A 12,741-nucleotide genomic window follows, 5' to 3' on the forward strand; every position below is an offset into this window, starting at 1 on the left:
ATGTTGAACCGGCGCAGATTTCTGACCATCTCGGCGGCGGCAGTGGCCTTGCCGCGACGAGCCGCCGCTTCACCTCATGTATGGACCGGCGCGGCCATGGGTGCACGCGCGACGATCCGGATCACCCATCCTGACGCCGTGGCGATCACGACACGCGCGGCGACCGAGATTGATCGGCTGGAAGGCGTGTTCAGCCTTTATCGCCCCGACAGCGCGCTAGCCCGGCTCAATGCCGCCGGTCGGCTGGATGCGCCGCCGTTCGAACTGCTCGAATGCCTGACGCTGGCCGGGTCGGTCCATGTGGCGAGTGGCGGGTTGTTCGATCCGACTGTGCAACGCCTGTGGGAAACCTGGGCTGAGGCTGCGATCGCCGGCCGCCGTCCCACGCAATCCGAGATCGAAGCCGCGCTTGCCCTGACCGGTTGGAGCCGCGTTCGCGTCGATACCGGTGCGGTCGTGATTGAGCCCGGAATGGCGCTGACGCTGAACGGCATCGCACAAGGCTATGTGGCAGATCGTGTCGCGGCCCTGCTGGAGGCCGAGGGGTTGTTCGACGTCCTGATCGATACAGGAGAGCTTCGCGCCTTGGGCGGCAGGCCCGGTGGTGGCGTCTGGCCCGTCAGGCTGGCGCAAGGCGGCGAGGTCGGGTTGCAGGGGCGGGCACTGGCCACCTCGGCCCCGCTGGGGACGACCTTCGACCCCGAGGGGCGGTGCGGCCATATCCTCGATCCTCGCACGGGTCAGCCGGAACCCTCGGCTTGGCGCGCCGTTTCAGTCACCGCGCCACAGGCCGCACTGGCCGATGCGCTGTCAACCGCCCTTTGCCTGACGAAAGTCAAGGCCGAGGCAGACGCCGTCTGCGACCACTTTGCCGATGTGACGATCGAATCCCTTCTGCCTGCATGAAAGGACATGCCATGCTGTTGCGCACTGCCATCCTCATTTCCATGTGTCTGGCGGTTCCCGCCTATGCCGGCGACGCCGCCAAAGGCGAGGCCGACTTCAAGAAGTGCAAGGCCTGCCACTCGATCATCGGGGCAGACGGCACGGATATCCAGAAAGGCGGCAAGACCGGCCCGAACCTCTTCGGCATCGTTGGCAAGCCCGTCGCCTCGTCGCCCGATTTCAAATATGGTGAGGGGATCCTTGAGGCCAAGGAAAAAGGTGTCGTCTGGAATGAGGCGCTGGTCGCCGAATATGTCGCTGACCCCGGCGCTTTCCTGAAGAAGGTGACGGGCGACGACAAGGCCAAGACCAAGATGACCTTCAAGCTGACCAAGGGTGGCGAGGATATGGCCGCTTATCTGGCGACGCTGAAATGATGCGGAATTGCAGTGCCGGGGCGGGGCGACACGCCCGGCACTGCGGTTCAACCTTGCCTGCGGTGTAGGGACATCAGCTGCGCCACCTGCGCCTTGAACCCTTCGGTCGCCGCCGCATCCCCGGCGAGATGTCTTTGCAAGTGATATCGAAACATGGCGTCCAGCTGCAGATAGAACGTCATCGCTTGCTCATGTGGCAGCCCGAGGCGCCCAAACAGACGTCGGACAAATTCGACCATATCGGCCTCGATCTCGGCCACAACCGCCTCGAACCTGCGCTCGAACATCGCCTGTGTGCGGATGTCGTACCACAGGCGATGCGCGTGCGCGTCCCGCCCGATCGCTTGCGCGAGCCGCTCGATCAGTGCGGCGAGGGCTGCGCCATCGGGCATCTCTGCGTCAAGAATATCACCTATCTCGGCAAGAAAGCCTGCCTTGTAGCGGCGCAGACAGAAATCCATCAGCGCGGCCTTGTCGGCGAAATGATAATGCAGTGTTCCAACGGCGACACCACATTGGGCTGCAATGTCGCGCAGGCTGGTCTGGGCATAGCCCAACTGCTTCAAGACCTCGATTGCCGCATCAGCGATATCGTCCTTGCGGGCGCGGCGGCGGTCGACCTTTTGCAGACCGTCGGAATGTTTGGGCAGGGCGTGCGTCATCCGCGCAGGGCATTCAGCAGGATGCGGGGCAGCTTGAACCAGCGGGGGCGGTGCTGAAAGCTGGTCAACAGCCTGCCGATGACATGCTGGCGGCGGTTGGTGACGAACCATGGCGGACGCGGCAGGAAATCGGGCCGACCGTGGAGGATCGACCTCGGGAAAGGCCGCCAGGGGCCGGTGATGACCGTGCGCTCAGGCCGGTCAAACATGACGCTGTTATGGGCAAAGCCGATGCCGCTGCCGACATCGTCGAGCCTGTGGCCGGGGAAGGCCCCCCAGGGGCAGGCCGCGATCAGGAAGGCGAGCCCGGTCCAGGCATTGATCGCAATCGCGCCATAGCGCAGGCCGCCCACCATCTCTTCGAACCGCCGCCTCCCGATCTGCTGGATTGTGTCGGGGTGGATCAGGATATTGGCGCCAAGGGTGCCGTGCAGCGCCTCGTTCGCATGGCGAATGGCGCGCAGCAGATAGTCGGCCGGATCGGTCCCGCCAATCTCGTGGGTAGACAGAGCAGGGGCAAAGACCTCGGTCTGGGTGAACGAGGGATCCGATGACGCATCGACCGGGACAACCACACAGGCGGGTGCTGCGCCGCGATCAAACCGTTCTGCCTGTGTGCCGTGGGCTGCAAATCCTGACATGCGGGCTTCGGCGCCGGGGTAATAGGCCGGGCGCGGCGGCAGGGCGCGCATCACCTCGCGCACCTGTCCCATCAGCGCTTCCGTCAGCGACCAGTCCTTGGGCAGGATCAGCATCTGGCAAGCAATGCAGTTGAAGCCCGAGTTATGCAGCTTTTGCGTCGCGATATGCTCGGCCTGAAAGCGCAGATCTGCCGCAGTCCAAGGCCCCGGCACCACGATGGTCGGGCAGACCGCGCCCAGTTCAGAGGTGACGCGCTTTGTGATCCTCGGCGTACCTGCGGCCTTGTTCGCAATCCCCTCGGGCCCCGGCCCCCAGACGATGACATCATGTGTCGCCGCCGCGCCCGTGATGTGGATCTCGTCGACAAGGGGGTGATTGCAGAGATAGCCTCCGACATCGCCGCCGCCCTTGACGATGCGCAGGGCATTCAGGCGGATCAGCGGACGCAGCGCAGCCTCGAGATATTCGGTCAGGTAGTCGTTGACCGGGTTCATTTTCAGGATCACCACCTGATGCTCGTTGAAAAGCTTGTGGAACACATCAAGGGGCGCGATGGACGCGATATTGCCCGCGCCCAGAACCAGCGCAACCTTGCCGCGCCTCCCGTCTGCGGGGGTGTCATAGGCCGTGGCAGTGTGGTCGGGCAGAGTATCGACGGTGATGCCCGGCTCCATCCAGACCTCGGCTGTAACACCGGAAAAGAGCACACGTTCGCGCAGATCCTGCGGCAGCACGCGCACCGCCAGCTGGCCCGTTGCCGTCTGCCGCTTTCTGAGTGGGGTGAGGAAGGCCTTTCCGGGCATGGCAGACAGGGTGCGGATCAGCGCATCGCAGGCCGTGAGCAGCGCATAGGGCCCCGAGGTCCATTCCTCGCCCAGATAACGCGAGCCGGCGGGAAGCCCCTTGTGCCGTCCGGCGGTGTCCACCCAGCCTTCGGCCACCTGCATGACGTGGTCGCGGATCTCGCGCAGCACGGCGATGCGGGCGGCATCCGGCGATTGGGCCCAGTCATCCTTCGCCCCCGCCAGATCCGCCAAGGCAGATTCGAGCGCGGCAATTTCGGGAATGGGGGCATGCGTGTTCATCGGGCGGTCTTTCCGGTCTCTTGGCGGATCATGTCGGCCGCACGTTCGGCGATCATGATCGTCGGGGCATTGGTGTTTCCGCTGATCAGCGTCGGCATGATCGAGGCATCGACAACGCGAAGCCCCGCCACACCGCGCACCCGCAGCGCAGGGTCAACAACCGACCTGTCATCCACGCCCATCCGGCAGGTTCCGACCGGGTGGTAGATTGTGTCGGCGCGGGCGCGGATGTGATCTTCCCATTCCGCGTCGGACATGCCGGCGTGCCGGCCAAACAGGTCCTTGTGGCGATACCGCGCCATGGCGGGGGCCGAAAGGATGTCTTGCGCCATTCGGGCGCCCTTGATCGTCGTCGCAAGATCCTGCGGGTCTGACAGGTAGCGCGGGTCGATGCCGGGGGCGGCCAGCGGATCTGCGCTTTGCAGGAAGACCTCGCCCCGGCTATGGGGGCGTAGCGCGCAGACATGCAGGCTGTAGCCATAGCCGGGATGTAGCTTGCGCGCATGGTCGTCGACGATGCCGATGACGAAATGCATCTGGATGTCAGGGCGGTCAAGCGCCGGGTCGGTTTTCAGAAAGGCCGCACCCTCGGCAAAGGGCGTGGCGATCATCCCGGTGCCGTCGTGGCGCCAGCGGCGGATGTGGCCCAGGATGCGCCGCGCGGCGGCAAACCCGATCCCGAAGGTGTCGGTGTCGCGCGTCTTGCAGGCCAGAATGACATCCAGATGGTCCTGCAGGTTCTGGCCAACGTCGGGAAGGTCGTGGACCACCGCCAGCCCATGGCGCCGGATTTCGGCGGCTGGCCCGATCCCCGAGAGCATCAGAAGCTGGGGTGAGACGAGAGCCCCGGCTGCCAGTATGACCTCACGCCGCGCGGTGACGCGACGATCCGCCCCCTTGTGGCGATAGGCCACGCCGGTCGCGCGGCGTCCCTCCATCACAATGCCTGTGGCATGTGCGCCGGTGATGACCCGCAGATTGGACCGCCCGCTCATGACCGGCAGCAAATAGCCTGCGGCAGCCGAGCAGCGTTCGCCATTGCGCGCCGCATCGTGGAACTGCGTGACCTGATAGAGGCCTGCGCCTTCATGCTCGCCTGTGTTGAAATCCAGCCGTTCGGGGTGGCCGCATTCGGTGGCTGCCTGCACGAAGGCCCGGCTGATCGGTCGCGGAGACTTCTGGTCAGACACATGCAGCGGACCATCCGCGCCATGATGGGCGTCGGCGCCATTCGCGTTGTTTTCAGACTTGCGGAACCAGGGCAGGCATTCGTCCCAGGACCATCCGGTGCAGCCTAGCGCCGCCCAATGATCATAGTCCGCGCGGTGGCCGCGGATGTAGAGCATCGCATTGATCGCGCTTGAACCGCCAAGCGCCCGGCCACGCGGCTGGTAGCCCCGCCTGCCATTCAGGCCGGGTTGCGGCGTCGTGTGATAGGCCCAGTTGGAGATCCGGCCGTAGCCCGGCAGCATCCCCACCGCGCCCGCCGGCGCGCGGATCAGGATGTGATCCCCGCGTCCCCCGGCCTCAAGCAGACAGACGCGGCAGGCTGGGTCCTCGCTGAGGCGTGCGGCCAGCGTTGCCCCGGCCGAACCGCCGCCGACGATGACAAAGTCGAAATCCTGCGCGTCCATGCCGCGTGCCTCTTCCCCCTCCGGCGCGCCTTGGCACCATCCGAGCGCGAGCACAGCACTTACGCTGAACAACTGTCCAGAATTTTATTGCAGGCAAGTCTTGTGACGTTGCGGCGGATGAAATGGGCGGACCAATGGCCCGCCCGGTGGATCATTCGCCGCGTGGATAGCGCTGGTTTTCCTCCAGCACATTCAGGTCCATGTGATTGCGCATGTAGCGCTCGGACGCGCGCTGCAGCGGTTGATAGTCCCAAGGGAAGTAGGCGCCATTGCGCAGCGCGTCATAGACAGCCCATCGCCGTGCCTGGCTTTCGCGCACATCGGCATCAAATGCAGCCAGATCCCAACGTGCCATCGCCTGCGCGGCCAGCCGTTCAAGCGTCGCGGCATGTTCGGGGTCGGCGGCGAGGTTCACCAGCTCATGCGGGTCAGTCTCCAGGTCGTAGAGCATCGGCGGGTCGACCGCGCACAGCATCAGCTTCCAGCGGCCATCCCGCAGGCACACGGTTGGCGCCACTGTTGACTCTGCCGCATACTCCATCGGGACCGGTGCGCGGTCAGCACCTTTGGCCACTGGCGTCAGATCGACGCCGTCCGTCCAGCGCGAGAGGGTGGAGATGTCGATGCCCGCCAGCGCCGCCAGGGTGGGCGCCACATCAAGGGTGGAAACCGGTGTGTCGATCCGCCCCGGCGCCCATCCGGGTGCCGCGATCATCAACGGAACGCGGGCCGAGCCTTCAAAGAAGTTCATCTTGAACCACAGGCCCCGCTCCCCAAGCATGTCGCCGTGGTCCGAGACAAAGAGGATCGCGGTGTTGTCGGCCATCCGGCCCCGCTCCAGCACATCAAGGATATCGCCGATCTTCTCATCGATGTAACTGATCGAGGCGAAGTAGCCCTGCCGGGCGCGGCGCACCTGTTCGGGTGTGATGTCAAAGGCGCGGAAGTCACAGGATTCCAGAATCCGGCGTGATTGCGGGTCGTGGTCCTCGAAGGCGAGGGGGGGGACCTCGGGCTCAAGCGCGGGGCTTTCCTCATAAAGGTCCCAGAACCGGCGGCGCGCGACATAGGGATCATGCGGATGGGTGAAGGAGACGGTCAGGCACCATGGCCGCCCGTCCTGCCTGCGCGACAGGTCATAGAGCTTGCGGGTCGCGTGATAGGCAACCTCATCGTCATATTCCATCTGGTTGGTGATCTCGGCGACTCCCGCCCCGGTGACCGAACCAAGATTGTGATACCACCAGTCGATCCGCTCGCCTGGCTTGGTGTAATCAGGGGTCCAGCCAAAATCCGCCGGATAGATGTCGGTCGTCAGGCGCTCCTCAAAGCCGTGCAGCTGATCGGGGCCGACGAAATGCATCTTCCCGGCAAGCGTGGTCGCATACCCCGCGCGGCGCAGGTGATGGGCGAATGTCGGAATGTCCGATGCGAATTCGGCCGCGTTGTCATAGACACGGGTCCGGCTTGGCAACTGGCCGGACATGAACGAGGCACGCGCAGGCGCACAGAGCGGGCTCGCGGTATAGGTATTGGCAAAGCGCACCGATTGCCGTGCCAGCCGTTTCAGATTCGGTGTGTGCAGGAAAGGGGCCGGACCATCAGGGAACAGTGTCCCATTGGCCTGATCCACCATGATGACGAGGATATTGGGGCGGTTGTCCATGGTCCGGCCTGTCGTCTTCAGAGTCCGAGCGCGGCCTTTACCGCCGCCTCGCCGGGCTGTCCGTCCAGCGTGGTCACGCCATCAAGCCAAGGTCCCAGCACTTCGGGATGGGCCTTGATCCAGGCGGTCGCGGCCTCACGTGAGTCGGTTCCGCCGAGGATGGCGCCCATCAGCTCGTTTTCCATGTCGACCTCAAACACGAGGTTGGTGAAGAGCTTGGCGGCATTCGGGCAAGCGGCGGGCCAGCCCTTGCGGGCAAGGGTGTGCACCTGCGCCCCACCGAAGTCAGGCCCGAAATAGGCGTCCCCGCCAGACAGGTAGGTCAGGTCGAAGTTCGTGTTCATCGGATGGGGCGCCCAGGCCAGGAACACGATACCCTTGCCGTCCTTCACCGCGCGTTCCACCTGCGCGAGCATCGCCTGCTCGCCCGATTCCACCAGCGTCCAGTCCTTCAGCCCGAAGTCGTTGCTGTCGATCATCTTCTGGATGCTGGCATTCGCGGGGGCACCGGATTCGATGCCGTAGATCGTCTGATCGAACGCTTCGGCGTTCGCGGCGAGGTCGGCGAAGTCCTTCACGCCCGTGGCAGCCGTCGCCGTGGGTACGGCCAGCGTGAACTTGGCCCCGGTCAGGTTCTGCACCAGATGCTCGATGGCATCAGCCTTGGTCAGGTCATCGATGAAGTGCTGTTGGGCGGGCATCCAGTTGCCCAGAAAGACATCGATCTCGCCGTTCTTCATCGACTCATAGCCGATCGGGACCGAAAGCGTCTTGACGTCAGGCGCATAGCCGAGGGCCGAGGCCACGACCGAGGCCACACCATTGGTCGCGGTGATGTCGGTCCAGCCGGGATCTGAAAGCCGGATAGCCGCGCAGGAGGCGTCATCGGCACGGGCAGTCGCGGTTGCAGAGAGGAGAAGTGCCACGGAAAGCCCCGTGCGCAATGCAAATGAAGTGGTCATGCGGGTTCCCTGTTTGATATTTTATTCCCTTATGAGAAATGAGACATGTTGTCCTGAGTAGCCTGATTGTGTTTATGTTTGTCATAAAGAGGGTTTATGCCTTATGCGGCCGGTTGACCTGGGATGGATCAGGGTGTTTGTGGAGGTCGGACGGCTGGGCAACCTGTCGGAGGCGGCTGCGCGCCTGAACATTACCCAACCCGCCGTCAGCTATCAGATCCGCCGCGCCGAGGCAGAGTTCGGCTGCACCCTGCTACGCCGCCGAAGCCGCGGGGTGGACCTGACGCCGGAGGGGCGTGCCTTGCATGACATCCTGTCCCGCAGCGTCATGCAGGTGGACGATCTGGCCGCGGCCCTGCGGTCCGCACCAGCGCGCCGGGGACTGCAGCTTTATACCGACTACGCCTTTTCAAGCCTGTGGCTGATGCCACGTCTGCACCATTTTCGCGCGGCCTTTCCGGGGATCGAGTTGCAGATCGTGGCGGTTCAGCACGTCGACGCAAAGGCGCTTGGCGAGGGCGAGATGGCCGTGGTCTTTGGTGCCCGCAGTGATCTGGGGCCTGACGCGGTGCAATTGATGCCCGAGGTTGTCGTGCCCGTCTGCGCGCCCGCGTTGCGCGATGGACGGGCGGAGGGGGTATTGTCTGACGCGCCGTTGGTGCATCTGGATGCCCTGCAGCAATCGGTCTGGTTTGACTGGGCGAGCTATCTTCGCGCGCACCGCCCGGACCGCGAACTGGCTCGTGCCAAAGGCGAAATGCGGTTCAACACCTACTCGCTGGTGATCGAGGCTGCGCTTGCGGGGCAGGGGGTGGCACTCGGCTGGCGCGGGCTTGTCGACCGGTTGCTGGTCGGTGGGCAGTTGGTTGAAGCCGGGCCGGAACTTGCAATGCCGGACCGCGGATACTTCCTCGTATCGCGCATGCCGCGCGATGCAGGGGCCGAGGCGCTCTGGCAGTGGCTGCTCGCCGAGGCAGAGGTTCCACCATGTGGCTGATGCCCCCGCGCCGCCGGTAGGACGCGGGGGAAAGTCAGGGCGTTACTGCAGATCGCCAAAGGCCAGCCGCAGCCGCTCGACGGCCTGCTCGACGCGGGCGCGGGGCGTGGCGAGGTTGAAGCGCAGGAAGCTCTCGCCGCCAAGGCCAAAGGTGGCGCCGTGGTTGGCGGCGATGCGTGCGCCCTTCTGCACCCGCCCGATAAACTCGGCCGTGGTCATGCCGGTGCCTGCGAAATCGACCCAGGCGAGGTAGGTCGCCTCAAGCGGCATGGAGCGCAATCCGGGGATCGCGTTGACACCTTCGTCAAAGAGCCGCCGATTGCCGTCGAGGTAGCTGGTCAGGGCATCGACCCAGGCCGCGCCTTCGGGGCTATAGGCTGCGGTCGCCATGAACAAGCCGAACGAGTTGGCCGAGATCCCAAGCGCATTCATCCGCGCGGCAAAGCGTTCACGCAGCTTCGGGTCGGGGATGATCACGTTACCCGAATGGGCTCCGGCGATGTTGAAGGTCTTGGTGGTTGCCGTCATCACCACCAGCCGGTCCTGAATATCGGGCGCGGCCAGCGGCATGGGGATGTGCTTCTGGCCCGGAAAGACCAGATCGTGATGGATCTCGTCCGAGACGAGGATCAGGTCATTCTTCACGCAAAAGTCCGCAACGGCGCGCAGCTCGGCTTGCGACCAGACCCGGCCACCGGGATTGTGCGGCGAGCACAGGATCATCATCCGCGTCTTTGGTGTGATCCGTGCCTGCCAGTCGGCGGCATCAAAGGTATAACGGCCGTCGGTCACGTCGAGCGGGCATTCGACAACGTCACGCCCTGCGCCGCGGATCACGCGGGCAAAAGCATGATAGACCGGGGTCATCAGCAGGACGCCATCACCGGGCTGAGTAAAGGCATCGACACAGATCGCTGTGCCATTGACCAAACCATGCGTGGTAAAAATCGCCTCGGTCGGCACCGTCCAGCCATGGCGGGTTTTCATCCACCAGTGGATCGCGGCCAGATATTCGGCGTCATCCCCATAGTAGCCATAGATGCCGTGGGCTGCCATCTTCTCGATTGCACGCTGCACGCAGTTCGGCGGGCGGAAGTCCATGTCGGCCACCCACATCGCGATGCCATCCTCGGCGGAAACGCCATAGAGGCGTTCCATCGTGTCCCATTTCGAGGAATGGGTTCCGACGCGGTTGATGGATTCGTCGAAATCCGGCGCAGGAAAGCCTTGTTTGGTCATGTCGTCCTCTTTGTGTCGCACGCAGCCTAGCGCGGCCAAACCGGGGCGCAAGGCATATGCGGCAGTGTAGCTTTGATGGGATCTGCGGGAAATAATTGCGATGAATTGGGGATAAGTTCGCGGACATGTGTGACTTTACGAGATTTTGTAATTCAATCTCTGCCATTGCGGGGAGTTTATCCTGGTCTATGCCGCCCTCATTGTTCAGCTCAGGGAATCTGTCCCATTCGTCTCCCGCGCCAACCTCGATGCGCGCAGCATTGCGTGGCGCGGGTCAAGCGCGTAAATCAGGGCCATGAAGCGTTCTATCCTGATCCATCCCGACCCGCGTCTCAGAAAGCCCTGCGAGCCTGTGGCGGACATCACGCCCGATATCGTGGCCTTGGCCGACGACATGCTGGAAACCATGTATGACGCGCCCGGCGTGGGTCTTGCCGCGCCGCAGATCGGCGTGATGCGCCGTATCATCGTTCTGGACTGCGCCAAGGACCCGGAACCGCATCGTCCGCTGGTCATGCTGAACCCCGAGATCACCTGGGCATCCGAGGACCTGTCGACCTATGAGGAAGGCTGCCTCTCGATCCCCGAGCAATATGCCGAAGTGGATCGTCCGGCGGAAGTGCGCGTGCGCTGGCTGGCGCTGGACGGCAGCACGCAGGAAGAACAGTTCGCGGGCCTTTGGGCGACCTGCGTTCAGCACGAGATTGACCACCTGAACGGCAAGCTGTTCATCGACTTTCTGGGTCCGCTCAAGCGTCAGATGATCACCCGCAAGATGGAAAAGCTGAAGCGCGAACGCGCGCGGCAGGCTTGAATGGCGCCCCGGCCCTGCCTGCAATGGCCTGACAAACGCCTGCAAACCCCCGCTGCCCCTGTCGAGGCGATCACGAATGATGTGCGCGCGATCTGGCGCGACATGGTCGACACGATGGAGGCGATGCCGGGCTATGGCCTTGGCGCACCGCAGATCGGCGTCATGCTGCGGCTCGCTGTCGTCGATTGCAGCGAAGAGCGGGGACAGGCCGTGCTGATGGCGAACCCCGAGGTCCTGCATGCCAGCGTCCAGTTCCGCGAGCATGAGGAGGCGAGCCCGAACCTTCCCGGCGTCTCGGCCACAATCAGCCGTCCACGCGCGGTCACCGTGCGGTTTCTGAACGCCAACGGCGAGATCGAAGAGCGCGATTTTGTCGGCCTCTGGGCGACCAGCGTGCAGCACCAGATCGACCACATCAATGGCCGGATGTATTTCGACCACCTGAAGCCCCTCAAGCGCAAGATGCTGATCGCAAAGGCCGAAAAGCAGAGGAAGCGCGGATGAGGGTCGTGTTCATGGGCACGCCCGATTTTTCGGTGCCAGTGCTCGAGGCCTTGGCGCGCGCGCATGAGGTGGTCTGTGTCTATTCCCAGCCACCCCGCCCGGCGGGCCGGGGCAAGAAGGATCGCCCCTCGCCCGTGCAGGCAAAGGCCGAAGAGTTGGGCCTGCCCGTTCGTCACCCGATCTCGCTCAAAGGGGCCGAGGCGCAGGCAGAGTTCGCGGCACTCGGGGCTGATGTCGCTGTGGTCGTGGCCTATGGGCTGATCCTGCCGCAGGCGGTGCTGGATGCCCCCCGCCACGGTTGCCTGAACATCCATGCCTCGCTCTTGCCGCGCTGGCGGGGGGCGGCACCGATTCATCGGGCGATCATGGCGGGCGATGCGGAAACCGGCATCTGCATCATGCAGATGGAGGCCGGGCTCGATACCGGCCCGGTTCTGCTGCGCGAGGCGACCCCGATCGGGGCCGCGGAAACGACGGGAGCATTGCATGACCGCCTGTCCTCCATGGGTGCGCGGCTGATCCTTCAGACGCTTGACCATCTCGCCGACCTTTCGCCGCAGCCTCAGCCCGATGCGGGCGTGACCTATGCCAGCAAGATCGACAAGGCCGAGGCGCGCATCGATTGGTCCCGCCCGGCGGTCGAGGTCGATCGGCTGATCCGCGGCCTCTCTCCGCATCCCGGCGCATGGTGCGAGGTTGCGGGTGAGCGGGTGAAACTGCTGGCCTCCCGGCTTGCCGAGGGGCAGGGCGCGCCGGGGGAAGTGCTGGGTGGATTGCGCATCGCCTGCGGCAGCGGCGCGGTTGAGGTCACGCTCGCCCAACGGGAAGGCAAGCGCGCGATGGCGCCCGAGGATTTCCTGCGCGGCTTTGCCCTGCCCGACCGGTTGGGCTGACAGGCCTGCCGCGATTTCCCTTGCCGCCTATGCATGAACCGGCTTTCATGGGCGCATCCGCGCCAAGGCTTGAGACCTGAAATGACCCGTTTTCTGCTGATCCTGATCGTCGGTGCCGCGGCCGGGTTTCTGGCCACGCGGTTCATGCGTGTTCAGACAGATGTCCCCACGACGATCCTGATCGGCATGGCAGGTGCGGCAATCGCGTGGTTCCTGCTGCGGCTGTTCACATTGATCACCGGATCGGGACTTCTTTTTGTGGGGGCAGTTCTTGGCGCAATGGGGCTGATCTGGCTTTGGCGGCAGTATTTCGGCCGGTAA

Annotated in this window: 13 protein-coding genes; 7 read left to right on the forward strand and 6 right to left on the reverse strand. The window is 64.3% G+C overall.

Annotated features, from left to right (window positions below; all coding sequences use genetic code 11):
- Window positions 1-906 (forward strand): FAD:protein FMN transferase, encoded by a 906-nt coding sequence (locus FQU74_RS00280; protein WP_188781609.1) that lies wholly within the window; start codon window positions 1-3, stop codon window positions 904-906.
- An 11-nt stretch (window positions 907-917) separates the two neighbouring features.
- Complete coding sequence (locus FQU74_RS00285) at window positions 918-1,322, forward strand: c-type cytochrome (RefSeq protein ID WP_146284247.1); 405 nt, start codon at window positions 918-920, stop codon at window positions 1,320-1,322.
- 47 nt (window positions 1,323-1,369) lie between these two features.
- Here the strand turns inward: FQU74_RS00285 and FQU74_RS00290 are convergent, their stop codons facing one another.
- The 5 genes from FQU74_RS00290 to choX all read right to left on the reverse strand — a co-directional run bounded on the left by FQU74_RS00290 (window position 1,370) and on the right by choX (window position 7,973).
- Window positions 1,370-1,984, reverse strand: a complete 615-nt coding sequence (locus FQU74_RS00290; protein WP_158635493.1) for a TetR/AcrR family transcriptional regulator — start codon at window positions 1,982-1,984, stop codon at window positions 1,370-1,372.
- A complete protein-coding gene (locus FQU74_RS00295) occupies window positions 1,981-3,711 on the reverse strand; it encodes an aldehyde dehydrogenase family protein (protein WP_146284251.1) in 1,731 nt (576 codons plus the stop codon). The genes FQU74_RS00290 and FQU74_RS00295 overlap by 4 nt, the downstream gene beginning before the upstream one ends.
- Window positions 3,708-5,345 (reverse strand): GMC family oxidoreductase, encoded by a 1,638-nt coding sequence (locus tag FQU74_RS00300; protein ID WP_146284253.1) that lies wholly within the window; start codon window positions 5,343-5,345, stop codon window positions 3,708-3,710. Before FQU74_RS00300 ends, FQU74_RS00295 begins: the two co-directional genes overlap by 4 nt.
- 151 nt (window positions 5,346-5,496) lie before the next feature.
- Window positions 5,497-7,011 (reverse strand): choline-sulfatase, encoded by a 1,515-nt coding sequence (gene betC, locus FQU74_RS00305; protein ID WP_146284256.1) that lies wholly within the window; start codon window positions 7,009-7,011, stop codon window positions 5,497-5,499.
- 17 nt (window positions 7,012-7,028) lie between these two features.
- Window positions 7,029-7,973, reverse strand: coding sequence for a choline ABC transporter substrate-binding protein (gene choX, locus FQU74_RS00310; protein WP_146284257.1), 945 nt, complete (start codon window positions 7,971-7,973; stop codon window positions 7,029-7,031).
- A gap of 103 nt (window positions 7,974-8,076) precedes the next feature.
- On the opposite strand from choX, the gene FQU74_RS00315 reads away from it, so the two are divergent.
- Window positions 8,077-8,970 carry a choline sulfate utilization transcriptional regulator gene (locus FQU74_RS00315; protein WP_146284259.1) on the forward strand — a complete coding sequence of 298 codons (894 nt, stop codon included), beginning with the start codon at window positions 8,077-8,079 and terminating at the stop codon, window positions 8,968-8,970.
- A gap of 42 nt (window positions 8,971-9,012) precedes the next feature.
- On the opposite strand, the gene FQU74_RS00320 is transcribed toward FQU74_RS00315, so the two are convergent.
- Window positions 9,013-10,209, reverse strand: a complete 1,197-nt coding sequence (locus FQU74_RS00320; RefSeq protein ID WP_146284260.1) for a MalY/PatB family protein — start codon at window positions 10,207-10,209, stop codon at window positions 9,013-9,015.
- Between the two features lie 295 nt (window positions 10,210-10,504).
- On the opposite strand from FQU74_RS00320, the gene def (FQU74_RS00325) reads away from it, so the two are divergent.
- The 4 genes from def (FQU74_RS00325) to FQU74_RS00340 all read left to right on the forward strand — a co-directional run bounded on the left by def (FQU74_RS00325) (window position 10,505) and on the right by FQU74_RS00340 (window position 12,741).
- Window positions 10,505-11,023 (forward strand): peptide deformylase, encoded by a 519-nt coding sequence (def, locus tag FQU74_RS00325; protein ID WP_146284261.1) that lies wholly within the window; start codon window positions 10,505-10,507, stop codon window positions 11,021-11,023.
- On the forward strand, window positions 11,024-11,527 hold the full coding sequence (def, locus tag FQU74_RS00330; RefSeq protein ID WP_146284262.1) for a peptide deformylase: 504 nt from the start codon (window positions 11,024-11,026) through the stop codon (window positions 11,525-11,527). It abuts the gene before it with no gap.
- Window positions 11,524-12,420 carry a methionyl-tRNA formyltransferase gene (gene fmt, locus FQU74_RS00335; protein WP_146284263.1) on the forward strand — a complete coding sequence of 299 codons (897 nt, stop codon included), beginning with the start codon at window positions 11,524-11,526 and terminating at the stop codon, window positions 12,418-12,420. The genes def (FQU74_RS00330) and fmt overlap by 4 nt, the downstream gene beginning before the upstream one ends.
- An 81-nt stretch (window positions 12,421-12,501) precedes the next feature.
- Window positions 12,502-12,741 carry a GlsB/YeaQ/YmgE family stress response membrane protein gene (locus FQU74_RS00340; protein WP_146284264.1) on the forward strand — a complete coding sequence of 80 codons (240 nt, stop codon included), beginning with the start codon at window positions 12,502-12,504 and terminating at the stop codon, window positions 12,739-12,741.

Source organism: Gemmobacter aquaticus, assembly GCF_007859075.1.
GTDB lineage: Bacteria > Pseudomonadota > Alphaproteobacteria > Rhodobacterales > Rhodobacteraceae > Gemmobacter > Gemmobacter aquaticus.

Bases quoted from the DNA above. Each gene is read 5' to 3' on its own strand.
- FQU74_RS00280 (WP_188781609.1), top strand. From the start codon at position 1: ATGTTGAACCGGCGCAGATTTCTGACCATCTCGGCGGCGGCAGTGGCC.
- FQU74_RS00285 (WP_146284247.1), top strand. From the start codon at position 918: ATGCTGTTGCGCACTGCCATCCTCATTTCCATGTGTCTGGCGGTTCCC.
- FQU74_RS00290 (WP_158635493.1), bottom strand. From the start codon at position 1,984: ATGACGCACGCCCTGCCCAAACATTCCGACGGTCTGCAAAAGGTCGAC.
- FQU74_RS00295 (WP_146284251.1), bottom strand. From the start codon at position 3,711: ATGAACACGCATGCCCCCATTCCCGAAATTGCCGCGCTCGAATCTGCC.
- FQU74_RS00300 (WP_146284253.1), bottom strand. From the start codon at position 5,345: ATGGACGCGCAGGATTTCGACTTTGTCATCGTCGGCGGCGGTTCGGCC.
- betC (WP_146284256.1), bottom strand. From the start codon at position 7,011: ATGGACAACCGCCCCAATATCCTCGTCATCATGGTGGATCAGGCCAAT.
- choX (WP_146284257.1), bottom strand. From the start codon at position 7,973: ATGACCACTTCATTTGCATTGCGCACGGGGCTTTCCGTGGCACTTCTC.
- FQU74_RS00315 (WP_146284259.1), top strand. From the start codon at position 8,077: ATGCGGCCGGTTGACCTGGGATGGATCAGGGTGTTTGTGGAGGTCGGA.
- FQU74_RS00320 (WP_146284260.1), bottom strand. From the start codon at position 10,209: ATGACCAAACAAGGCTTTCCTGCGCCGGATTTCGACGAATCCATCAAC.
- def (WP_146284261.1), top strand. From the start codon at position 10,505: ATGAAGCGTTCTATCCTGATCCATCCCGACCCGCGTCTCAGAAAGCCC.
- def (WP_146284262.1), top strand. From the start codon at position 11,024: ATGGCGCCCCGGCCCTGCCTGCAATGGCCTGACAAACGCCTGCAAACC.
- fmt (WP_146284263.1), top strand. From the start codon at position 11,524: ATGAGGGTCGTGTTCATGGGCACGCCCGATTTTTCGGTGCCAGTGCTC.
- FQU74_RS00340 (WP_146284264.1), top strand. From the start codon at position 12,502: ATGACCCGTTTTCTGCTGATCCTGATCGTCGGTGCCGCGGCCGGGTTT.